This window comes from Actinoplanes sp. NPDC051475, assembly GCF_040689425.1.
GTDB lineage: Bacteria > Actinomycetota > Actinomycetes > Mycobacteriales > Micromonosporaceae > Actinoplanes.
Genome location: NZ_JBFAZZ010000021.1, coordinates 81,398 through 105,146, shown reverse-complemented (window position 1 = coordinate 105,146; position 23,749 = coordinate 81,398). Strand labels below are relative to the sequence as shown.

General features: G+C 69.8%; 20 protein-coding genes and 1 pseudogene. 20 read left to right on the top strand and 1 reads right to left on the bottom strand.

The annotated features are described in order from the left end of the window. Positions 1–371: 371 nt before the first annotated feature. From AB0368_RS33340 to AB0368_RS33250, 19 genes and pseudogenes are all read left to right on the top strand, one after another. Positions 372–1,019, top strand: a pseudogene (locus AB0368_RS33340) (GGDEF domain-containing protein). A 208-nt stretch (positions 1,020–1,227) separates the two neighbouring features. Next, positions 1,228–1,566, top strand: a complete 339-nt coding sequence (locus AB0368_RS33335; protein ID WP_366158017.1) for a hypothetical protein — start codon at positions 1,228–1,230, stop codon at positions 1,564–1,566. 110 nt (positions 1,567–1,676) lie between these two features. Then, a complete protein-coding gene (locus AB0368_RS33330) occupies positions 1,677–2,165 on the top strand; it encodes a hypothetical protein (RefSeq protein WP_366157993.1) in 489 nt (162 codons plus the stop codon). Positions 2,166–2,255: 90 nt separating this feature from the next. Further along, the gene (locus tag AB0368_RS33325; RefSeq protein WP_366157992.1) at positions 2,256–2,876 is read left to right on the top strand and encodes a hypothetical protein; all 621 of its coding nucleotides are present in this window, start codon (positions 2,256–2,258) and stop codon (positions 2,874–2,876) included. Between the two features lie 415 nt (positions 2,877–3,291). Beyond that, positions 3,292–4,443 (top strand): DUF932 domain-containing protein, encoded by a 1,152-nt coding sequence (locus AB0368_RS33320; protein WP_366157991.1) that lies wholly within the window; start codon positions 3,292–3,294, stop codon positions 4,441–4,443. Positions 4,444–4,533: 90 nt separating this feature from the next. After that, positions 4,534–5,952, top strand: a complete 1,419-nt coding sequence (locus AB0368_RS33315) for a hypothetical protein (protein WP_366157990.1) — start codon at positions 4,534–4,536, stop codon at positions 5,950–5,952. 191 nt (positions 5,953–6,143) lie between these two features. After that, entirely contained in the window at positions 6,144–7,061 is a 918-nt protein-coding gene (locus AB0368_RS33310; protein ID WP_366158016.1) for a DUF4192 domain-containing protein, read from the top strand. Between the two features lie 331 nt (positions 7,062–7,392). After that, on the top strand, positions 7,393–9,213 hold the full coding sequence (locus AB0368_RS33305) for a ParB N-terminal domain-containing protein (protein WP_366157989.1): 1,821 nt from the start codon (positions 7,393–7,395) through the stop codon (positions 9,211–9,213). A 414-nt stretch (positions 9,214–9,627) separates the two neighbouring features. After that, positions 9,628–10,440: a hypothetical protein gene (locus tag AB0368_RS33300; protein ID WP_366157988.1), complete on the top strand. Its 813-nt coding sequence runs from the start codon at positions 9,628–9,630 to the stop codon at positions 10,438–10,440. 672 nt (positions 10,441–11,112) lie between these two features. After that, complete coding sequence (locus AB0368_RS33295; RefSeq protein WP_366157987.1) at positions 11,113–12,051, top strand: bifunctional DNA primase/polymerase; 939 nt, start codon at positions 11,113–11,115, stop codon at positions 12,049–12,051. Positions 12,052–12,537: 486 nt separating this feature from the next. Next, positions 12,538–12,975: a single-stranded DNA-binding protein gene (locus tag AB0368_RS33290; RefSeq protein ID WP_366157986.1), complete on the top strand. Its 438-nt coding sequence runs from the start codon at positions 12,538–12,540 to the stop codon at positions 12,973–12,975. Positions 12,976–13,051: 76 nt separating this feature from the next. Beyond that, positions 13,052–13,522, top strand: a complete 471-nt coding sequence (locus AB0368_RS33285) for a hypothetical protein (protein WP_366157985.1) — start codon at positions 13,052–13,054, stop codon at positions 13,520–13,522. 134 nt (positions 13,523–13,656) lie between these two features. After that, a complete protein-coding gene (locus tag AB0368_RS33280; RefSeq protein ID WP_366157984.1) occupies positions 13,657–13,878 on the top strand; it encodes a hypothetical protein in 222 nt (73 codons plus the stop codon). A 382-nt stretch (positions 13,879–14,260) separates the two neighbouring features. Continuing rightward, positions 14,261–14,671 carry a hypothetical protein gene (locus tag AB0368_RS33275; protein WP_366157983.1) on the top strand — a complete coding sequence of 137 codons (411 nt, stop codon included), beginning with the start codon at positions 14,261–14,263 and terminating at the stop codon, positions 14,669–14,671. A gap of 482 nt (positions 14,672–15,153) precedes the next feature. Beyond that, positions 15,154–16,299, top strand: coding sequence for an FAD-dependent monooxygenase (locus AB0368_RS33270; protein WP_366157982.1), 1,146 nt, complete (start codon positions 15,154–15,156; stop codon positions 16,297–16,299). A gap of 710 nt (positions 16,300–17,009) precedes the next feature. Further along, positions 17,010–17,174 carry a hypothetical protein gene (locus tag AB0368_RS33265; RefSeq protein ID WP_366157981.1) on the top strand — a complete coding sequence of 55 codons (165 nt, stop codon included), beginning with the start codon at positions 17,010–17,012 and terminating at the stop codon, positions 17,172–17,174. Positions 17,175–17,711: 537 nt separating this feature from the next. Next, complete coding sequence (locus AB0368_RS33260; RefSeq protein ID WP_366157980.1) at positions 17,712–18,053, top strand: hypothetical protein; 342 nt, start codon at positions 17,712–17,714, stop codon at positions 18,051–18,053. 364 nt (positions 18,054–18,417) lie between these two features. Then, positions 18,418–18,618: a hypothetical protein gene (locus AB0368_RS33255; RefSeq protein WP_366157979.1), complete on the top strand. Its 201-nt coding sequence runs from the start codon at positions 18,418–18,420 to the stop codon at positions 18,616–18,618. Further along, positions 18,618–18,740, top strand: coding sequence for a hypothetical protein (locus AB0368_RS33250; protein WP_366157978.1), 123 nt, complete (start codon positions 18,618–18,620; stop codon positions 18,738–18,740). The genes AB0368_RS33255 and AB0368_RS33250 overlap by 1 nt, the downstream gene beginning before the upstream one ends. A gap of 36 nt (positions 18,741–18,776) precedes the next feature. Here AB0368_RS33250 and AB0368_RS33245 read toward each other — a convergent pair whose 3' ends face one another. Next, positions 18,777–19,220 carry a hypothetical protein gene (locus AB0368_RS33245; RefSeq protein WP_366157977.1) on the bottom strand — a complete coding sequence of 148 codons (444 nt, stop codon included), beginning with the start codon at positions 19,218–19,220 and terminating at the stop codon, positions 18,777–18,779. 89 nt (positions 19,221–19,309) lie between these two features. Between AB0368_RS33245 and mobF the strand changes: the two genes are divergently transcribed. Next, positions 19,310–23,734, top strand: a complete 4,425-nt coding sequence (gene mobF / locus AB0368_RS33240; RefSeq protein ID WP_366157976.1) for a MobF family relaxase — start codon at positions 19,310–19,312, stop codon at positions 23,732–23,734. Positions 23,735–23,749: the final 15 nt, after the last annotated feature.

Here is a 23,749-nt window from a genome sequence, read left to right as displayed (position 1 = left end):
GGCGCCGCACGATGCGGACGGCGGTGCTGGCCAGGCACGGTGGCACGGCCCGGGCCGGACGCAAGGCGGTCCGAGAACATCTTGGCCTTCGGCCAGAGATCTTCTCGTTCCTGATGCCTTGCCGCCCGCCAGTCCAGGCCGTGCCCCGGCCTGCGGGGCCAGCACGCGCTCGTCGCCTCGTCGACCTCGAGGTGCAGCCGCAGTGACGCGGGCGGCGGTCATATCCGCCTCCGCGGGCGTGATCGCCGTTGCCCGGAAACAGTCAGGCAGTACGGCCATCACCGCTTGGCGCCTATGTCTCTGCCGTCCGACGTGCTCGGCCCCTTGGGCTGCTCCGCGTAGACGGCTCAACCGTGAAGGGACATTTCTTCATGCGTAAGACTCTGGTTGCCGCCCTTGCCGCAGCGGCGCTGGTCGGCGCGCTCGCCGGCCGGCTCAGTGCGACGCCGACCGTCCGCCACCTTCGTCGACAGAACGACGCATTCGCCGAGCGTGTCCGCAGCGACCGTCTCACGGGCGTATTGAGCCGAGACGGGCTCGAGCAGGCGTACACCGCGAGCAACGACCATGGACGTTTCGTGATCGTCCTGGATCTCGACACCTTCAAGTCCGTGAATGATGAACATGGGCACCCCACCGGTGATCGGGTGCTAAGCGCTCTCGGCGCACGCCTGGCCGACCTCGCGTCACAGCACCGCGGGTAGGCGGGCCGGCTCGGTGGGGACGAATTCGCGCTGATCTTGGCCGACTGCACCGCATCCGAGGCGCTGCAGATCGCGACGCAAGCGGTGGCCCCGATCATCACCGACAGTCGCACCGGATCGGTGCATGTTCGCGGCAGCGCGGGGATCGCCTATGCGGCGACGACCACCTCGTGGTCGGACGCTTTGACCGACGCCGACATCGCGCTCTACCACGCGAAGCAGCGCGGCACGGTCACCCTGTTCGAGCTGGGAATGACCTACCCCCAGCCTCCGGCGCCTCGTCGGCGAGCCCGTGACGTACGCACGACGAGCTAGCTGCCGTATCGCCGGAAGCGTGCCGCACGCGGCCGTCCTCGGGACGGGCGATCTCGGCAGTTCAGCCGCCGCAAGACGCAGCCTTTCGACCCCCGGGGCGGCCACACCGCAAGGCCATGTGCCACTCGATGCCCGCGCTGACCAGCGCGCTCGATGCCACCCAACGCCACTACCTCGGACGCAGGTCAACCGATGATGGTCCACGTCACTGCGCGCCATCTCCGACCGCCTGGACCTCGCCGTCACCATCGCGGCGACATCAGGCGCAGCCACCGCAGGTGAGTCACCCGCAACGGTCGCGGCGCGCATCGCCGCGGCCCGGGCAGCCGCCGCCGCGCGGTGGGCGCAGGAGGGCTTCTCCGCCAATGCGGACTTCACGAAAGGTCTGCGGCGGCTGCTCGATGCCGGCCAGCTGAGCCCGAGGGCCTATGGCCGGCTGCTGCGGCTCGCATGGACGGTCAGTGACCTGTGCGGTGCGGGCCGCCCCGACCGGGATGCCGTTGACACCGCCATCGAGCTCTATCACCCGCGGCGTCACACGAGCTGAACCTTCGGCTTGCTCCGCCCTGGTGAAGCCGACTACTCCACTTTGCTATTTGCCAATCGGGGCGCTCATCCATGCGGGGGGGCGCCCTGTTCGATGTTCAGGAGTAATGCATGTTCCTTACAGACCTCGTCCGCGCAGCGCTTGCACGGCGGCGCGCCGTAAACCGGACGGTGTCCTCGGCTGGCTCTGGCCTGACCGTCTGGGCTGATCTGGCCCGGCTGGATGAACTCGTGGCCGGCGACACCGATGATCTACCGACTCTGTTCACGCTGATGAACCCCGGCGGTCGTGACTTCGGCACGGACGTCGCGACCTTCATCGACCATTGCTGTGAACAGCAGATCTTGCTCCTCGCGGCACCGGTCACCGCTGTCGGTATCGAGGCGACCGTCAGCGGTGACTGCCGCGACGGTGGCTTCTTGGTCATGGTCACCATCGCTGACCAGATCTCCGTGGCCTCTGGTCAGCTGGTCCCAGAAGCATTCCGTGACGCCGACGATCTTCCGCGGAAGGTGCTCGCCGTGGTCGTCGACATCGCCGACCACGCGTACCGCGAGTTCCTGCGCACCGCAGCTGAACTCACCGGGAGCGCATCATGACCGGCCGCCGCGTTCTCCGCCATGCCCGGCCGCGCCCGGTACCCGCCGCGAACGACGCGCTACCGCCTCGAGACGACCACGGTTCCGCCGTTGCCGGCGCAGGCCGCCATGACTGAGCATCCGTGCCACCGCCACCGTTTGGGGCAGCACACCACGACCTGCCTGACTGGTTCATGCGGATTCTGCAACGCTGACCTGGGCACCACCGCTTCCGGCGAATGCCGCAGCTGCCTGCGGATCGTGTGCGAGACCTGCGACGCCGGCTACGACACCGACCTCGGGCCGATCTGCCGGCCCTGCCACGACGCCGACCACGCGACGGCTAACACCCCACCGCCGGCTGGCCCCCGCGAGCAGCACCGGCGCTGCGTGTTCGCGCTTGACCTGTCCTGCGGCCACGTCGTCACCTTCGCCGTGACCGGCTGGTACCCCGTGTCCGTGTCGTGCTGCGACCGGCTCGGCGGCACCGTCGCGCGCGGGGAGTACGTGGCCTTCGCATCGGACGTCGACTTCGTCCGACTGGTGTCAGAGCGCTACATCGACTGCCCGGCAGGTACCGCACATCGCCCGAGCCGAGTGCTACGCCGTCGCTCACGGACCGATGATCCCTCACCACCGTGGTATCCGGGTCACCGCGCCAACACCGGCCGATACCCAGCTCACGTCGGCGCTACCTGGATTCTTGACGCGCCGAAACCGCGTCCGTCCTGATGCGGGCACCGGGCACCTAGAAGGCTCCGGTGAGCGGTGGTGCGCGGGCGAACCGCCGCCCCGCCCGCGTGTTCACGCCCGATCGGACATGGCGTGGCCTTGTCCCCGGGATGCGGTGCCGCCGTTCAGAACCGTTTCGCCAGGACCACGGTTCCCCGGTCCGGGCACCGGCGAGGGCGGCGGTGCTGGCCGGGCACGGTGGCCGACCCGGCACCGGGCGCAAGGCGGTCCGAGAACATCTTGGCCTTCGGCCAGAGATCTCCTCGTCCTGCCGCCTTGCCGCTCCGGCCGGCCGGGCACGGCCCCGGCACCGCGGGCCAGCACGCGCTCGTCCCAGCCGACTACGGCCTGCGGCGGGCGTACCCGCCGGCCGCCACCGTTGACGGTGGCTGCCTTGCACGGAAGGCCCGTACTCATGGCTCAGCCAACACTCGCCGTAGCACCGAACCGCCACATCGGCATGAACACGTTGATCGCCAAGCTCAGGGACCAGCACAGCCGGTCGGTCGACGTCATCGCCGGCGCCGCGACGCTGCACGCGGACAACGGCAACCTGATCATCCCGCGGACGGCGCCGCTGCTCACCTCGACCGGCGTGGACCTCGCCCCGGGCATCTTCGGTCTTTCCGACGTCGCGCTGGGCGGTGTCGGAGCGAAACTCGACATCCCCGTTGCCTACCTTCGTCGCCTGGCGGCGGAGAACGTGCCGTTGCTGGACACCAACGTCAACAGCTGGCTGCAACGCGACGACCGACGGTTCCTCGTGCGCTGCCTGCGCGACAACATCGACAGCGCCGAGGGCACCGCCCGGGCGTTCCTGTCCGACCGGTACTTGCGCATCGACAACCTCGACGTCCTGATGGCCGCGATCAGGGGCATCGAGACGGCCGGCGTCGCGGTGAACATCGCGTCCTGCGACCTGACCGACCGGCGCATGTACGTGCGGTTTGTGTCCCCCGAGGTGCAGGTCATGGCTCCCGAGCTGCTGCGTAACTACCGCAGCCCGTTCGACGGGCGCCGTGGCAGCGACCTGCCGGTCATCTCCGGCGGGTTCCTGCTGAAGAACTCGGAGACCGGCTACGGCCGCTACTCACTGGCCCCGTGGCTGCGCATCGAGGTGTGTACCAACGGGCAGACCGTCGAACGCGGCACCGTCGGACGCACCCACGTCGGTGCTCGCATCACCGACGACGACGGCATCGTCGACCCGTCAGCCGAAACGATGAAGGCCCTGCTGCAGCTGATCACATCTCAGACCGTCGACACGATCCGCAACTACCTCAACGTCGACTTCGTCGCCCGCGCGGTCGCCGATCTGGAACGCGCCGCCGGGGTCACGGTCCGCCGACCGGAGACCACGATCAAGGTCGTCTCGCAGCAGCTGCACTACACCCAGGAGCAGCAGGACGCCATCCTGGCGCATTTCATCGCCGGGGCCGATCTGAGCGCCGGCGGCATCATGCAGGCCGTCACCTCCGTGGCCCGCAGCATCGACGACGCGGACGCGGCGTACCGGATGGAAACCACCGCGTCGAAGGCGCTGCGCCTGGCCGCCGCCGCAGCCTGACGGAGCCGCACGTCACCGCATCCACCGCTGCCCATGCAGGGCGCTCACCGAATCGGTGGGCGCCCTGCCGTGCGTTCTGGAGGTAGTCCCATGCCGGCTCAACGGCACCTTTTCCCCTCGACGTCCAAGGCCGCGCTGCCACCGCCGCGCCGCACCGGCCCTGATGCTCCCGGCCCCGATATCACTGCCGACACGCAGACGCCGCTGTTCGTGTGCGGCACCTGCGGCAGTCCGCTCGATCGGTACGCCGAGCTGCCCTCCGGGACCGTGTCCTACGAGCATCCGATCTGGAAGGGCGCAGACCACCCGCCCGTGCCGGTGGCCGCTGACGCCGTCGAGGCCACCTACTTCTGCGACTTCTGCACCGACCCCAAGATCCTGTTCGTCTACGCAACGACCCAGCGGGTCCTGGCCCGGGTGGACACTCCGGACGGCTACGTGGTGCGGGATTACGGCACCCGCTGGTCGGCCTGCGTCGAGTGCGCCGCGCTGGTCGAGGCCCGCGACCTGGCCGGCCTGCTGGAGCGGATCCTGACGCACGGTATGTCCTTCGCCGCTGAGGTGGCGGCGCACCTGGCCGCCATGCTGCGACAGGTCCTCGCCACGCTGCGCCCCGGCCGGGCGCTGAACGTTGACGGGCAATGGGAGGCCGTCGCGCTGCCGGCCACAACGCTGCCGAAAGTCCGTGACCGGCTGGCCGCGCTGATCGGCGGTGAGGTCGCGTTGCCGTTCGGGCTCAGCCAACCCGCGTTACGTGCACCGCTGGCGGCAAGTCTGACGGTCGCCCGCCTGTACTGGATCGACCAGGAGTTCACCGTCCTGACGCGTAACGCCGCCCGGGTCTTACCGCGGCTGGGGTTCGTGCCGGGTGATCTGCCGGCCGCGCACGGTCTCGTCGCATGGGCCGAAGCGGTCGACGCCCGTCGGCGCTGTGTGGCCGCGTCGTGGAGCAGCCACGGCGACGTAGTGCAGCTCGTCGGGTACCGCAGCATCGGTGACGGCCTCGCGCCAGTGCCGTTGCAGCAGCTGCGCGGTGAGGTCGGCTGGCTGATCCCCGTCTTCGCGGTCACGCTGCGCCCCGGGCAGCCCGTCACCGCCACCCACCCGGCGGCCCCATTGCTGACGACGTGGCGGCTCATCCGTCAGCGTCTGGCCGAAACAGCGCCGGCGAAGGTCGACACGTCGATTCGCCGGGCCTACCGGCGCGCGCGGCGGCCGGAACCCGAGGTAGCGCTGGTGGCGATCCGCGGTGCGCGTTCCACCTCCTCGCCTGCCCGGCCCGCCGGCACCGGCGTCGGCAGCGACCGCGGTTACCGCTGGTGGGTGACACCGCACTGGCGCCACCAGCCGTACGGGCCGGGCCGCAAGCTGCGGGACTGGATCGTCGTACGGCCGCATCTGCGAGGCCCTCAGGACAAGCCGATCAGGGCCACGACCACCGTGCGGGTGCTCGGTGCGCTCCCGCCGAGGCCGGATATCGCTGAGCCGCCTTGTCCCGACGGGCCGTAATCGGTTGGCACGTGTGCGCGCCGGCCGAGCCAGCAGCGTCGCGCGGCACCAACACGCCCACCGCCCACATCGATGCCGACGCCGCTTTTCGTAACGCCAAGCCCTCCACGCCCCGGTCGCCTGCCACGCCGCTGGAGCGGTGCCGGCACTGCGGCGCACGCCCAAACCCTTGTTGAAAGGCGCCTGTGATCATGGCCGATTCGTCACCTGACACCACTGTCCGCCGCCCGCAGGACCTGCTGGGTGCCGTGCCGTACCTGCTGGGCTATCACCCGGGTGACGAGATCGTCGCGGTGTACCTCGCCGCGGATCGGCGCATCCTGGGGGTGGCCGCTGAACCGTTGCGGTTCTCGGCCGAGGCGCTGAGCGAGCACCTGATGCTGCAGGCGCCGGCCGAGCCGTGCGCCGAGGTCGCGCTCATCGGCTACGGCCCACCCCCGATACGGCCTGTCTTGACCACGATCGGCCGGATCCTCGATCTGTTCTGGCCGCTGCACACGCTGCTGTGGGTCACCGGATCACGGTGCGTGTGTCTGCTCGACAGCTGTTCGTGCCAGGCCAGCCGCGGTATGGATATCGACCCGGCCACCAGCGCGGTCGCCACGCAGCTGACCTACGCCGGCATGGTGGCCTTACCGTCGCGCCAGGACCTGGACACTCTGATTGCCCCCGACCTGGTAGGACAGGCAGAGACGGAGGCCGCGGTGGCGGCCCTAGCTGCGCCGGATGCCGCCGTCCCCGGTCTACTCGACGACGTTCTGACCACGGCGAAAAGCGGCCAGCGCCTCACCGCCGCGCAGCTGGCGCAACTGGCGCTCGCCCTGACCCACCGCGACGTCCTCGAGACAGCGTGGAGCGCCGTGTGCGCGTGCATGTGGCAACGCGATCTGTGGCTGGATGTGACCCGCCGCGTCCCGGACCGTTACGCCTGCGGCCCGGCGACGCTGGCCGCCTGGTGCGCGTGGCGTCGCGGCGAACACGCAATGGCCGTCGTGGCCTGTAGGCGCGCCGTCCGCGAAGGACCGGGAAGCCAGTTGACCAGACTCGTGACCAGTGTCGTACGGGCCCACGTGCCCGCGCACCGCCTGCGCCGGCCCGCCGCTGACTGACGCCTGTCGTCGCTGAACGCGCGCACCGCCCACGCCGCTTCCGTCAACGGCGGCGCCAACAAAAACTACGGCCTTGGGTTTTCAGAGGTCGGCTGTCTCGTCAGCTTGGCCCCGGATCGGGGGCCGGCGGGGCTGGCCATTGATCCTGGCCGCCCGCGCCGCACCCCCGCAAGCCCACCCCTACCAGCCACTACCCCGTCGATGTGATCGCCGGGGTAGGCCCTTGCGGGTTCACGTCGATCGGCCGGCCCGGGGCGGATCAGGCCAGCACCGCTCGGGCGCCCGCCCGAGCGCAGCCCGTCACAGCTCTATCTGTGGAGGTAATTCCATCGTGACCACCGTCATCAACGACACGACCACCATCGCAACTGAGACTGCTGCTGACAACGACATCGCCGCCACCGACGAGCCCGGCACCGAGCTGGTCACGGCTGCGCCCGCATTGACCGGTGAGGTCGTCGACGGTCCGGTGCACCTCAACACCGGCCAGGACGGCCAGCAACTGCCGTTCCGCGCCGGGCTGCTCGACGCCCGCCACGTGCACGAGCCGCAGGGCTTCAAGCGCACGCAGATGGGTGACCTGGACGACCTGATCGCCTCGGTGCGGCTGTTCGGCGTACGCGCCCCGCTGGTCGTCCGCTCGATCGGGCTCTTCCCGCCCGTCGACGCCAGCGGCAAGCCGATTGAGGACGCTGAGCCGGTCGAGCATTTCGCCGTCGTCGACGGGCTCCGGCGCCGTAACGCGGCGATCGAGGCCGAACGCTTCGAGCTGCCGTGCTTCATCGCCGACACCGACGACGACATCCAGCTCATCCTGCAAATGCTGGAGGTCAACGACCACCACAAGGACCTGGAAGGCATCGAGCAGGCCGAGGCCTACCAGATGCTGCTCGACTTCGGCCTCAGCGACCAGCAGATCGCCGACGCCCGCCGCGTCGACGTCGCCCAGGTCCGCACCGCCATCAAAGCCCGCACGTTGCCGACCACCGCACAGCGCGCGCTCAACGCCGGCACCCTCACCCTGGACCAGGCGCTCGCGCTGGAAGAGTTCGCCGACGACCCGGACGCCCAGAGCAAGCTGCTGAACAAGCTGGGCGACCAATACGACTTCAAGCACGAGCTGTCGCGGCTGCGGGACAAGCGCGCCTACGCCCGCAACCGCGACGTCGCCAAGGCACATCTGGTCCTCGAGAGCGTCGACGTGACGCCCAAGCCGCGGGGGTTCGGCTACGAGGGCACCGCCGTCCGGGCGGACCTGCTCCTGGACGCCGACGGGCGGCCGGTCGACGTCGACGCGGTCAAGACCCAGCCCGGCTTCCACGCCTTCGTGGAGAAGGACGGCGGACATGCGCGCACCATCGTGTACTGCGACGACCCGGACCAGCGCGGCTACACCCGCCGCAAGGAGGTCTCGGCGGCGCACCGTGGCCTCAGCCCAGAACAGATCGCCGCCAAGGAACTCGCCGAGCAGCAGGAGAAGGAGCGACTCGAGCGCCTCACGCTGGCCGCGACGGTGCGCCGCGAGTTCATCGTCGAGAAGTTCGGCACCGCCAAGGAGGCCCGCGCCCTGTTCGTGCCGGCGCTGCGAACGGCCACCCTCGGCAAGGCGATGAGTCGCTCCGCCGACTTGGACGAGCTGTACCGGGCTCTCGGCGGCTCCGACACCGATACCCTCGCCGGCGCCGGGGAGGACCGGCTGCGCCGCAGCCTGGTCGCCAAGTACATCTGCACGCTGGAGTACAACCTGAACGGCACCACTCAGCCGCACCAGATGTGGATCGACAAGGAGGCGGCGGTCGCCTGGTACGACGAGCTGCGCCAGCGTAAGTACCCCCTGACCGACGACGAGCAGGAGCTCTACCGGGGGTGGACGGCGACAGTCGACGACGACGACGAGATTCAGGATCTCGACGATGAGGGAACCGATATCTCTGACACCGCGCTGGTCACCGACGTGACGCAGATGCCCGATGCCGGCGAGCGGGACGAGATCGTCGATGTCCTCGCGGCCCACGAGCAGGTGGCGGACGAGGAGGTGGCGGACGAGGAGGCGGATGCCGTAGTGATCGAGGCGCCGTTCGACCGCACCGAGCTACGCGCCGAGGGCACCCGCGAGCCGCACGAGTTCGGCGAAATCGCCGACGCCGCCTGACACAGACGCCGCGCTGCATCTCTCGTCCGCACCGCGGGAGATGCAGCGCGGCCCGGCCTGTGGCCACTGCCTGAGCACGGTCAGACGCGCAGGTCCTGGCCGCCACCCGGCCATTCTTCGCCGTCCGTCGAGAACCTGGCTCGGACCTTGGACGCTGCGCATGAGCACCGCACCGCCGGGCCGTCTCTGCCCGGGGTGCCTGACGAGCGCTGTGCGCAAACCCCTCTGCTTCGGATCTCCTGCGCACTGACACCGGGAGCCGATTCGCCGCCGACCAGTTTGACGGCCGCCTCCTGCGATGCCTGCACAGCAACGAGCCGCATCTCCGTGTCCCGCCCACCACAATCTGCCACCCCACCGTCTGGCGCGTCCCTGTGGACGGGCCAGACGGTCTTTCTTCCTCGGAGCTGCGCCATGAACCCTTGGTTCACCCCCACCTCACCGCCGCCGGCGGTCACCGCCGTCCGGCGTCCTCTCTCAGCCAGCGAGTTGGACACCGTTCGCGAGCGGATCCACAGCGATGCGTCCGGCCCGCACGAGTTGGTCGACGCCGTCGTCACTGCGGTGTTCGACGCCCTGCTGACCGGCCAGGGGGTCACGTACCGCGACCACCACGACAGCGCGCTGTTCGACCGCAGCAGCTACGCGATTCCGGTCAGTCAATGGACCGCGATCGTCACCACCGTCACCGATCGGGCGTACACGTGGGGTGCCTCGACCTCCACCGGCATGAACCTCGCCGCGCTGCTGCCTGCCAGCTATGACGACCCGGCCGTATCCACCCCGCTGCTCAACCCCATCGATAATCAGCCTCACCTGGTGCGCCTCGACATCAGCCGTGATGCGACCGCCACCGTCGCCGCCTGCCAGCAGCACCTGATCGAGCTCGCCGACGCGTACGGCACCGACAGTGACCTCTACCGCGACGCCGCAGCCAGTTGGTCGCGGCAACTGACCGCCCTGATCAGTGCACCGCCCGGCGCCCACCGGGTGCTGCAGCCAGACGGACCGCTCTCGCTGTATGTCAGCACCGACGACGCCGGCCACTACGGCATCGTCTTCGACCCCCTCGCGCGGCACTGCACCGTCGAGGGCTGCCACGCCGTGAGCGCGGCAGACGGCCAGTGGCAGCCGCGCCATCCCGACGCCACGGTGATCGAGCACGACCACCAGCCCAGCCACCCGGCCGACGGCCCACAGCCCGGTCGGTGGACAACCCGACCGTGACCGCCCGCCAGGAACACCGGTCGGCAGCGCCGGCCGGTTCGCTGCGCACCCCGGCGTAGGTACCGACAACGGGCTCGGCTGACCGGCGGCAAAGACCAGCGCCTGTTGCCGGCGCGGCGACACCACCGGGTGAGGTGCCGTGGTCGGCGGCCGTGCACGGCTGCCGACCACGGCATCCCCGCGTCGCGGTGACCGCCGCCGGTCACCGTCACCAACCCGGCCTCCACCGCTTTCCACTACCACCGTCCACCGGTCACCCCAGCAGGCGAACGGACCGCTATCCATCTGCTCATCTGCGCGGTCGTGCAACACCGCCGTCACCCAAGGAGCCGTTGTGCCTCACACCCCACATCTCGCACGCAGACCTGGCATCTGTGATCCGCGTTCGGCGCCGGCGCCGATGTCTGGTCACCGTTGCCCCACCGCGCCCTACGGCAGCGGAGTGTCCCACGTGCACCTCGCCGTCCGGTCCCAGCGACCTGGACGCTCGACTCCGCGCCTGCTGATAGCAAGTCGCCGGCCACCCGACCGCGTCAATACCGCAGGGCAAACTCTGCAGGTGTGCCCCGCAGCCCGGCGGTACCAGCGCTGTGCAGGTGAACGATGAATGCCTCCTGGTTGACCGATCCGGTCGACCGCGTCGAACCTAGGCCGCCGACCACAGCAGACCTCGTGGCTGCGGCAATCGGCTACGCCGCGGCTGGCGTAGCGGTGCTGCCGCTGCACACCCCAGGCGCCGCTGGCATGTGCAGTTGCCGAGCCGGTGCGGACTGCGGTTCACCGGGCAAGCACCCTCGTCTGCGTCGCGGCCTGCACGATGCCTCCCGGCACCCGGAGGTAATCCGGGCGTGGTGGTCGCGGTGGCCGGACGCGAACATCGGCCTGGTCACCGGAACGGTGCTGGATGTTTGCGACATCGACACCAGCAGCGGCCTTCACCTTGTGCTCGACCTGCTCGACGTCATCCGCCCACCGGGCCCGCTGATCCGTACCGGGTCCGGGTGGCATCTGTGGTTCGCCGCCGGGGAGCTGCCCAGCCGGGTCGCGATCGCACCCGGGGTGGACTGGCGCGGTCGCGGCGGCCTGGTCGTCGCCCCGCCGTCACTGCACACCACCGGAACCCGGTACACGTTCCAGCAACCCTGGCAGCACCCCGACCTGCCGGTCTGTCCACCGCAGCTACGCGCCCTGGTCCTTCCTCCACCGCCCGCGCCGGTCAGCCCACAGCCAGCCCGATCGATCGTGGACCTGGACCGCTACGTGCAAGCAGCGATCGAGGGCGAGGCCGAACGCGTGCGCCGCGCGCCACGGCCGATACTCAGCGGCGGCCGGCGCGTCAGCGGCGGCGGCCGCAACGACGCCTTGAACCGGGCCGCGTTCCGGCTCGGGCAGCTGGCCGCGAACACCCCCATGGACGAGACGGCCGTGCGCCGCGAACTCACCGACGCCGCCCTCAGCACAGGGCTGGGACGCGCTGAGGTCCAACGCACACTGTCGTCCGGGTGGCGAGCCGGGCTGCGTCATCCCCGGCGTCTCGGCGACCGGCAGAGTGCCGCCGGACGTCATGTCAGGAGGGCACCGGTGCACACCTGGCCGGGACCACACAACTGACGCCCCTGCCCAACCGGCACCACCGCGAGCAACCAGCTCGGATGGCCACCGGTGGGACGACATCCGCCCTCGATGCGGGCGGCGAGACAACGCGCCGCTCGCCCGTCATGTCGGGATCTGCGGTGCGGCTCCGAGCCGGCGCAGCGGCGGCCCGCACGGGGCTGGCAACGACAGCTGCTCCGCGACGGCGGCGGACTGCGGTCCTGGCATCCCGGCTGCGCCGGTCCGTGGACGTCGGTTGGTTCCGCTGCTGAGGGACCCGAAGGTCAGCCCACCCAGGCCAGGGGTGCAAGCCCCGGCAGAACATCTTGGCCACACCGTCTCGCGTTGCTCGACGCCAAGATCTTCTGACTCAGACGGGGCTTGCACCCCTTGGCCCACGTGCGGGCTCTGACCGGCCCCGTCAGCGCGGCCCCACGGCGCCCGGATCACCCGATCCGAACAGCGTCACGGGCCGTACCGCATTACCTGAACGGGAGTCAGCCCATGTCGCAGTTCACCCTCACCTTCGAGGGCAACCTCGCCGCCAAGCCCGAACTCGAATACACCGCCACCGGACAAGCGCTGTGCCGGCTGCGGGTCGCCCACAACCGCCGCCGCAAGACCGAGGGCCAGTGGGTCGACACGACCCCCATGTGGGCCCAGGTCACCGTCTGGGGTGAACTCGCCGAACGGTGCGCCGAGCTGGGCAAGGGCGACACCGTGACCGTCAACGCCCGCGACGACCTGAACGTGTGGCCGTTCATCCGGCAGGACGGCACCGCCGGCGGCGTCCTCGAGGTCACCGCCGAGAACGTGGCGCTGTCCATGCGCTTCGCCGGTGCCCAGTCGGTGGCCGACGACCGGTCGTCGGCTAACACCTGGGACCCCACCACTGCTGAGTCCACCGCGGCTGAGTCAGAGCGTGAGCTGCAGGCGGCCTGACCGGCTTCCGGGGCCGGCCACCCGGCCGGCCCCGGTCTCCCACTGACAGATCCGATCAATCTCAGGGAGTCTCATCATGAGCCAGGAACCGTCGAAGCAGATCTTCACCAGTCTCATCCAGGGCACCGTTCGTGGCCGCAGCGAGCAGGGGCACACCACCAGCGGCGGGCGGGCCTTCGTCAAGTTCCGCATCGTGCACCGCACCGGCTACTTCAGTAGCGGCAAGTGGGTAGCCACCCCGCCGATGGAGTTCGAGGTGACCTGCTGGGACGAACAACAAATGCTGCTCGCCCGCTCCCTACGCCCCGGCACCGACGTCCTCGTCACGGTCAAGAAGATGACTCCGTACCTCGACCAGGGCGAAGAACCCATCATCAACATCACGCCGGCCAACATCACGCCCCTGCCCAGCACCAACGCGCCCGCACCCAGCGCACCACGCCCGCAGCGCAGGGGCGACCTGATCGTCAGCCCGCACGGCGAGAAGATCGCTGCGGACGCGTGGCCCGACGTCGTGACGGACCCGCAGCTCGTGCATCACCGCTAAGCCGATGGCGTCCAGGCCGGCCCGCACACGCGGGCCGGCCTTTCGTCGTTCAAGAGGTCCGCCGCATGACAGCAACGATCGACCCCCCTGGCCCTGCAAGATCCGCCGCGCCGCTCCGGCTTACGCCGGTTCATGTGCGAGTGGTGACCTGTTGCCGCGGCTGGTACTTCGAGCACAGCGCCGAGTGCCGTACACCGCACGTGGCACGGCCGTGCAGCGACTGCTACGCCGATCCCGGCAGCGCACACATCTACCCGTGCTGCTCCTGGTTCGATGTCGAACCGATCGAGGGCCCGGACGAGACTGCGCTGTGGCCCGATGGTGCCCGCTGGCCCGGCCACGCCATCGCCGAGTAGCCCGCCCCCACGTCACGGACGAGAGACCGTTCAGCTACGCCGCCCAGCGAAGCTCGTCAAGGTAGGGCGATCCTCCGACGACGCCACCCGGTACCTCTTGGCGCCCGGCGGCCTACGGACAGGCCCACGGCATCTGCGCGTTGCCACGACCGGCCCGCCGGGTAAAGGCCCTGCGCCGCCGACATCACCGCGTGGAGTCTGAGACTCGTGCCGGACCCGGCGCAGCGCGGTGCAGCCGCCCCCGGCGCTCACCGGATGTGTCAGCTCGACGAACCAACCGGCGCAGCCGGCCCGGCAACGCGGCGGCGACACCCGGCCGCCGCGTTCGCCAGTCCTCAGTGATGACCGACCCGGCAACGGTCAGGCAAGCCGGCAAAACATCTTGGAAGCGCAGCACCAACCCTCACTCACGCTGGTCATCGTCAACCAAGACCAACAGCAGGCGTGGCTGACCGGAAGCCACGTGTTAGGCGCCGACCCTGAGGAACGAGCCGAGTGGACGGCGACGGTCGAAACCGTCTGCGACCTGATGCAGGCGGTCGCCAATAACCCGGCCGCCTTCGGGTGGACTTTCGGCGATGGCGTCACCGAACTCTTCGCCCAGGTCGACGAGGACGGCGGTGACGACGACGCCGGTGGGATGGTCGCCGGCGTGAAGGTCGATGGGTTCTGGATCGGCTGCGAGCCACTCCACGACGACGACCTCATGCGGACCGACCGCGAAGGCAGCGGGATTGACCTGGCCCACGCGGTACTCATGGTGATCGCCGACCGCATCGACCGCGCGTACTAACCGGGCGACGCTAACCAGGTCGTACCCGTCGGCCACAAACTCACTGCGGCACGGCCAGGAGCGGGTGCGGACCCGCGCCGCTACTTCGTGCACCGGCCATCCGCTGGACCATCCCGCACACCGCTCTGCCGTACGACTCGGCACATCCGACAAGCCGCGGTGCTCGGCTGACACGGTGCATCGGCGTAGGTCTCTGCGCTGCACAGCAGAACTGGCGAACGCGGCGGCCATCACTGCGGGCCGCCGCGTTCGCCGGTCCGCAGTGATGACCGACCCGGCAGTGGCAGGCAAGCCGGCAAAACATCTTGGAAGCACAGCACCAGTCATCAACTACCGGCAGCAGCGCTGCGCTTCCAAGATCTTTTGACCCGAGGACTGGCTTGCCTGCCACCGCCCGCGCCGTTCCCCCGTGGCCTCGTCAACGCGGCAGCGCCGGTGCAACCGGCGCGAGTCGCGCCAGTTCGCGCCACGGAGGCCACTGCATGAATACGCACACCACCGCCAGCTGCCGCGCCACCCCCGGGCTGCGCGTCGCAGTCGTCGGCGGATCGCTGACCGGCCCGACCGCAGCACTGCTGCTGCGACGCGCGGGATTCGACGACGTCACCCTCTACGAGGCCGCCCCCGCCAGTGCTCCCCTCGGTGGCGGGCTGATCGGCCTGGAACATTCGTCGCTGGACATCCTCGACCAGCTCGGCGTACCCCAGGACGAGTTCGTCCGCTACGACTCCGAGACGGTCATGGACATCACCGTCCGCGGGCGCCGGCCCGAATCCAAACACCGCCACCTGTACGCCGGCCGCAACACCACCTGGACCCTGCTGCACGCGGCTCTGACCCGCCGCTTGCCCGCCAGAACCCTGCACACCGGCCACCGGGTCACCGGCCTGACCGGCGAGCCCGGACGGCCCCTGCTGCACTTCGCCGACGGCGACACCGCGCAAGCCGACCTGGTGGTCTTCGCCGACGGCCGCGCCTCGACCGGCCGGCGGCTGCTCGACCCGCAGCGGCAGCTGCACTACGCCGGCTACGTCGCGCACCGCGGCCAGACCAGCAGCACCCAGCCGGGCCTGCAAGACTTCCTGCGCTTTGAACCCTCCCACAGCGGCATGCAGTTCAACGTGGCGCCCGTCCCCGGCGGCGTCGACTGGACCTTCTACCTGGGTGCCACCGCTGCTCAGTACAGCGACTTCTTCGGTGCCCCACCGACCAGGCGCGTGTTCGCCCTGCCCCAGCACGTCACCGACACCGCCCGCGCCGCGGTCGACACCAACGCACAGCAGTACCTGCCCGACGAGCAAGCCGCCCTCGTGCACGCCACCGGCACCCGCATGGCTGCCGCGGTCATGGACATCGACCCCCCGACCCGCATGGTGTGGCCCATCGGTGCCGGTCACGCGGTGCTGCTCGGCGACGCCCTCGCGCCGGTCCGCCCGCACACCGCACGCGGAGCCAACAACGGCATCGAGCAAGCCGCCGGTCTGACCGCGGCACTCACCCAGCACCGCAAATACGGCGCCAACCTGACCGCCGCCCTCGACGGGTGGCAACACCGCCACCTGCCCGCCGCAGTCGCCGCCGTGCAACTCGGCCCGGCGCTCGGCCACAAGTTCGGCCTCGGCGCCTAAGACTTCCCGGGTCCAGGCGGCCCAGAGGCGACCGCGCATAATGGCGCTGCCGCCTCGGGCCGACCGGCCCGCACCGCACGACCTCGCGTCCGGTGCGAGCGAGGCCAGTTTCCCGGTGACAGCGACCACCGCGCGATGTTCAGGCCAAGCCCAACCGGCCGCCTCAAGACCCTGCCAGCGACCCGGCGGCGCCTGACAGGTCGGTGAGCCGCATCAGCCTAGGTATGCACTGCAGGGATCATTTCCCAGCCACCGGCCATGCCGGGTAGGGCAGGCGCCGCCCGGTGCGACTCGGAACACTTCGGCCGTCGGGATCACCGGGCTCGGCCCCCTTACCTCGCCGGTCGATACGCAGCAGTGGTGACGCTCGGGGCGGTGCCGTGCTGACGGCTGGCGAGGCAGGCCGGTCCTTGGCTGCCGCCTGGCGGCGATCGAGATGCGGTCGGCCACCGAGTGCCCGGGTGCCGCGCTCGTCGATTCCGCAGCGATGACCGACCCGCCCGGCGGTGGCAAGCCCGGCAAAAGATCTTGGAAGCGCAGCACCGTCATCCACCGTCGGCCAGGAGTACTGCGCTTCCAAGATCTTTTGACTCAGGAGCTGGCTTGCCGCCGCCCGCGCACGCCGATCCCACACCGGCCCGTCAGCGCGGCAGCCCAAGGCACTCACCGGCGGCAGTCGCACACCGATCGCACCGCCAGGAGGCGACGCCATGTACCAGAGCCCGCCCTTCGCCGACCGCCGTCAGCGCCAGGATGCCCGGCCCCAGCGCCACCACAGCCGCTGCGTGCTGGTCGGCGAGAAGGAGTTCTTCAACCCGGCCGACCCCGCCGACTACCGGGAGTACCGCATCGTCCAGGGCTACGGGCGCCGATAGCCGGGCCTCCCGCGGAGGGCCACCGGCCCTCCGCGGACTGCCGGGCAAAGACGGGCCGCAGGTACAGGCCGGCGCCTGGCTCACGCTTACTCCGGCCGACCCTAGCGGGCCGGTAGACCGGAGCGGCCTTCGGCCGCACTGCAGAGACCCTTTTCCGGCCACTGGCTACGCCAGGAGGGTAGGTTGCGCGACGACGTCCACCAAATCCGCCACGGGCGGGTAAAGAAATTCTGCACACCCCACAGATTTTCTCTACCCGAAATCCCCCGCACCGAATTTGGCTCCCGCCGCCACGCAACCTGGCGAGCAAGCTCGCCGCCACCGGCCGAAAAAACGCCTCAACCCCAAAACCCACGCCATCCCAGCTGCCACAACGGCCAACGATCGCGAGTTGCGGCCCTAGCAAAGAACAAACAGGAAATAACATCTCTTTTTCGGTTAATGGTAGACAAAAAGCGCTTGATACTGATAGGCTTCTATTTGTCAGCGAGGGCAAACGCTGACGACACAGGAAACACAAACCATAGGAGACCAGGCGTGAGCACTCACGAAATCGACGTGTGCAGCGAGACCGTCAACAGCGTCGTCATCGGGTGGGAGAAAGCTTTCGGTTCGTTCTGGGCGCACGTCTACCTCGCAGGCGACGGCAGCGGCTACCCCTGCCCGAGCTTGGAGATCGGCGGAGACTTCCGCGAAGTCAAGGACCCCGCGATCGTGATCGACTTCGTCCGCCCGTACGCGCACGTTCCGGAAAACCTCGCCGCCATCCTCACGGCTGACGCCGAGACCGAAGGCATTTGCGACCTGCCCGCCATCCTCGGTATCCAGGAAGGCGCGTCGACCGCGTACGACCTCGACGAGTCCGACATCCCGTTCTAACCCGCGCACCGGCCGGGGAGTCCCTGACTCCCCGGCCGCCGCACGTCTAGGCCCGCCGTCCCGAGCGGAGCAGTCACGCGCCGACTGCGACCGGATCGGCGCGCATCGAGCACGCCGCTCCGGGCTGCCGCGCCGGCCGCTCACGGCCGCACCACTTCGGCCCGCATCCCTGCTGGACCCGCGCACGTAAAAGGCCGACGGCCCCCCGAAGGAGGACACCCCTCGCGGGATGTACCGGGCAAGGTCCGTCGGCCCAACACAGGCAACACACCAGCGCTCACGCGCTGGTCTGAAGACCAGCGCCCAGGTTAGCGCGCCGCGCCGCCCCGTTCAACCGACAAGCACTCACGATCGGGAGTCCACCATGCCCACCACGCCGCAGCCGTACCCCACGATTACCCTCGACGTCCTAGCCACCGTTGCCGCACAAATCCAACCCCTCACCCAAGCCGCAAACCCTGGCGACACCCAGGCCACCCGCCGCATCGAGGAGATCTTCGCCAGCTACGGAATAGCCTTCACCGATACGCCCGCCGTGCCGGACCGGGAGGCACCATGCCACTGATGGACAACGACAAGACCGGCCGCCGCGTGGCACGCATCGGTCACATACTCGCGCTCAGCGGCACGGCTCTCGCCATCATTGCCGCCCTACTGTTGATCGTCGCTGTCGCGTTGCTGCGCTGACAAGTCCGGGCACCCGATCAGCCCGCCCCCGGTCGATCACCCGCCAGCGCTCTCGACTCCCGTCGCCGGAACACTCGCCGAGCTCTCGACGTCACCGCGACCGGGCCGCACCGCACCACCCGGAGGACGACCCCGCCACCGCGCCACCGCCACCACGGAATCGGTCAGCTCACCCACCCGCGCCGCGACCTCCTGCGCCGACGCCCGCTGCTGCCCCTGCCGCACCCGTGCGGGAGTTTCCTCCGTCAGCATCGCTGCCACATCCGGAGCCACCAGCGACGCCAATACCGCCAAGGCGAAATCCGCGCCCTGCTCCGCCTCCACCACGACCGCATCCAACCGCGCGAGCTCCGTCGCGCGTCGCTCCTGGGCGCGGCGGACCGCCGCACCGGCATCCGTCGCCGCTTTCAACGCGGCGCGTTCCGCCTCATGCCGCCGCTGCAGCGCCTCAATAGCTTTGTTTGTTCCTTTGCTAGCCATAGCATCGACGCTACCTATTTCACAGGCCAGCCCTCCACACCTAGCGATCGTTGAATGTTAGTTGTAAATGGTCCCTCAATCGTTCAATATTGCTCGCACCATCTCTCATCAGCATAGATATCAGGTCACGCTCTAACCTCTTCTCACAACTAGCACACCCCCTGGCATTCCAATGTCGCAAAGGCGCCTGCCGGGTGCCTACGCTCGGCAACATGCTCTCGGTAACCCGCATTTCGCCAGGGGCCGGGATCGCCTACCTCACCCAGCAGGTAGCCACCGGCCAACACGACTTCCGCCCCGCCAGCCCGAGCGCCGCGGTGGCCTACCACGCCGACCCACGCGCACACGGTGAGGCGCCCGGCTGGTGGGCCGGCCAAAGCCCGACTTTGTTCGGCGTGCAAGGACAGGTCACCGAGAAACAGCTGCAGAACCTCATCGGCGAAGGCCGCCATCCAGACACCGGCGAACAACTCGGCCGGCTGTGGCGCAAATATGAGGCCTTCGACGACGACGACGCCCGCCAAGCCGCCGTCGAAAAGGCGTGGAAAGCGCTACCCGAGGACGCCACCTACGAGCAGATCGCGCAGGTGTGGCTGCGGATCTGGACCGCCCCGGAACGACACCCTGTCGCCGGGTTCGACGTCACTGTTTCCCCGGTCAAGAGCGTCAGCCTGCTGTGGGCGTTCGGAGACGACCAGGTCAAGCGCGAGGTGGTGGCGTCGCACCACGACGGCGTGCGCGCCGCTTTGGAGCACCTGCGAGCGCACGGGGCGTTCACCCGGTTGGGTACCAACGGCATCGTGCAGGTCGACACCGACGGGCTCGCCGCCGCGGTCTTCGACCACCGCATGTCCCGGGAAAAAGACCCGCAGCTGCACTCCCACATCATCGTCAGCTCCAAGGTCCGCATCGTCCGCGACGGGAGTGAGACGTGGCTCGCGCTCGACAGCAAAGCGTTCTATCAGGCCACCATCGGCGCCCGCATCGCCTACGAACGCGCCGTCGAACACCAGCTCAGCCGACGCCTCGGCGTCCGGTTCGCCGCCCGCGCCGGCTCACCGATCCGCGAGATCGTCGGGTTCGACCCCCGCGCGATCCAGCACTACTCGAAACGACGCGGCGCCGTCGAAGCCGAGCTCGACGGCCGCCACAGCGACCCCAGCACCGGACGTGAGTGGATCCCCACCGGGCGATGGCGGCGCTCCGCGCAGGACGCCACGCTGCGCACCCGTCGCGCCAAGAACGGTCCCGAATCCACGCTCGAAGCCGTCACCCGATGGCGACGCGAGGACCACCAGGCAGGCTTCAACACCGCCGATGAGGTGCGTCGCATCGCCGCAGGCCGCACGATCGACCCTGTCGACCAGCAGGCACGACAGGTCATCCGCCTCGCGCAACGCCACCGCGCTGACCGACCGGTACGGGTTCAGGACCTGGAGGCCGCTGCTGTCCGGCTTGGTCTGGAGCGCGACGAGCAGCGCTTCCCGGTCGTCACCGCCGCCATCCGGCGGCTGCCGCACCTGGCCGTCGAACGCGCCATCGACGAGCTCAGCACCGAACGCGCTGTGTTCAGCGTCGACCACCTGGAGCTGGCCATCGGCCGGCAGCTGCATGTCAACCCGGCCGCCGACCGCCGTTCGGACTGGCGGCAGGTGCGGCGCTATGCCGCCCACGCCGTCCGGACCCGGGCCGGTGGTCTACGGGTGCTGACCCCGCCAGCGTTGCTCGAGTGGGGCGAAACCCTGATCCGCGGCTCCGATCGGCAGAGCATTTACAGCCGGCACCGGGACCTGAAGCTGTCCACCAAACCGGTCCTGGCCGCCGAAAAGGAACTCGTTGCCTACGCCACCGGCCACGGCGCCGCCGCGGCACCCCGGGCGCTGCTCGAAGCGGTCGCTGACCGGCTCGACCTGTCAGATGAAAAGCGCGAGGCGCTGCACTTTGCCGTCGGCGATGACCGCCGGGTCACCGGCATCGTCGGCCCGGCCGGCACCGGCAAGACGTACCTTCAGCGCGCAGTCGGTGTCGCTGCGCGGCAGACCGGCGTGCCGGTGCTCGGCCTGACTGTTGGGCAGAACGCCGCGTTCGTCCTCGCCGACGCCACCCGCGACGGAGGCCAGCCCGGCATCCGGACCGAGAACATCGCCATGTGGCTGCACGCCCAGACGATGCCACCCGAAGGCACCACCCCGGGCGATTGGGCGTTCCAGCCCGGGCAGTGGGTCATCATCGACGAGGCATCGCAAGCCTCAACACTGGACCTGGTCCGCCTGAGTCAGCTTCTCGAACCCGTCGGCGGGAAGCTGATCCTGGTCGGTGACCCCGAGCAGATCTCCGCGATCGGGCCGGGCGGAATGTTCCGCTACCTCGCCTCCCTCGGGACGACTACGCAGCTGCGCGAGGTCCGCCGCTTCACCGACCCGTGGGAAGGTCCGGCCTCCCTGCGGCTGCGCGAGGGCGACACCACCGTGCTCGCCGAATACGACCGCCGCGGCCGAGTCATCGCCGGACACCGCGCCGAACTCATCTCACACGTCCTCGACGGTTGGGCCGCAGACGTTCTCCAAGACCGGACCAGCCTTATTCTGGTAGAAACCCAGGCCGAAGCGGCCGACATCGCCACCCAGGCCCGGCGTCTGCTCATCCGGGCTGGCATCGTGCAGGCCGGGCCTACCGTCACTCTGGCCGACGGTACCCACGCCGGCGTCGGCGACTTGATCGTCACCCGCCGCAACAACCGCACCCTGATTGCCGGCGAGCAATTCGTCGCCAACCGCAGCCAATGGCGCATCCTCGAACTCGGCCCCGACGGAGCCCTGCTCGTGCAGAACACCACCGACCAGGCCACCACTGCACTGCCCGGCGACTACGTCGCCACCCACGTCCAGCTCGCCTACGCCGCCACCGTCGACTCCGCACAAGGCCGCACCGTCGACTCAGCTCGCGCCATCATCGACCAAGCCACCACCCGCGCCCGGCTCTACGTCATGGCCACCCGCGGCCGGCTCCTCAACCAACTCGCCGTCGTCACCGCCGACGAACCCCCCGAAGCCCACCCACCCGCACCACCGACGGCCGGCGTCACCGTGCTTGCCGGGATCCTTCGCGACGACGGCAGCGACCGCTCCGCCACCGAAACCGAACAGAGCCTGTGGGCCGACGCCGACACCCTGCGGCACTGGGGGCCGATCTACGACGACCTCGCCGCCCGCGCCGGAATCGACCGCTACGCCGCAGTCGTCCGCGGCGTGGCTGGGCAAAGCGTCGCGGACAACCTTGCCGCCAACCCTGCCATGCCCGCACTCGCCGCCCGCCTGCACGCCCTCGCCGCAGCCGGCTACAACACCGAGAATGTTCTCGCCACGGTCGCCTCCGAGCGGGAACTGAACAGCGCCCACGACACCGCCGCTGTCCTCTCCTGGCGCATCGACCAGGCCTACCGCGACCTGCAACCCGACCCCGCCGTCGCCCTCAGCCCTGCCCAAGCGGGCACTTACACCCAGCGTGCACCGGCCGTGGACGGCGATATCGGCGACGCACTTCGCCAGGTCGCGACCATCTGCGACTCCCGCATCGACGCTCTCGCCCGGCAGGCAGCCGCCGAACGGCCCGTATGGGCGACCAAGCTCGGTCCGCTGCCGGACGACGACCCGGGGCGCCGGCAGTGGACCGGCCGCGCCGCAGTCATCGCCGCCTACCGCGACCGATACACCATCACCGGCGACGACCCGATCGGCCCCGAACCCTCACCTCGCGACGTCGGCCGGTGGGGTGCCTGGCAACGCGCACAGACCGTCCTCGGGGTCGCTACGCTCGCCGGACAGATCGGCACCGCCACCGACGGACAGCTCCGAGCGCTCATCGCCGCGCAACGCGACGCCGACCAGAACGCCCCCGCCTACGTCGCCGGGCAGCTCCGCATCGCCCACACACGACTCGTCGGCGCCGAAAACAACCTCCGGGATGCTCGCGTTGACCTGGCCACCGCCCAGGCCGCCGCAGCATCTGCCGTCCGGCACGCCGACACCATGAAGCCGCGGTGGTGGCACACCGGCCCTCTGCACACCCAAGCCGCGATCCGACACCAGCACGCCAGGACAGATGCGCTGCGCGCCACCGCCACCGTCGACGAACTGCAGGATCGGCTCGGATCCGCACGCGGGCGCATCAGCACCGCCCGCGACCGCGTTCACGAACTCGAAGGCCAGCACCAGGCGTGGACCGGCTGGTACACCGAGGCGCTACCCACCCGCTACGCCGGCCTCGCCGCCGCCGCCGAAGCCGCACGCCGCGCGCAAAACCTCGCCGACGACGCCAACTCCCTCGCCGACACTGTCCGCGCCACCGCGGCCCGCGTCCGCGCCGTCGACGCCACCCGCCCACAACCTCACACGCGGCCCGTCCCCCACGGTCTCACCGCGCACGCCGAGGCTGCGCGGCAGCGCGTCCTCGAGGACGCCGACCTCGACGCACCGTCGGTATCCTCCGAGTCGGCGGAACGCGATCTTGGCTGACTCCCGGCTGATCAC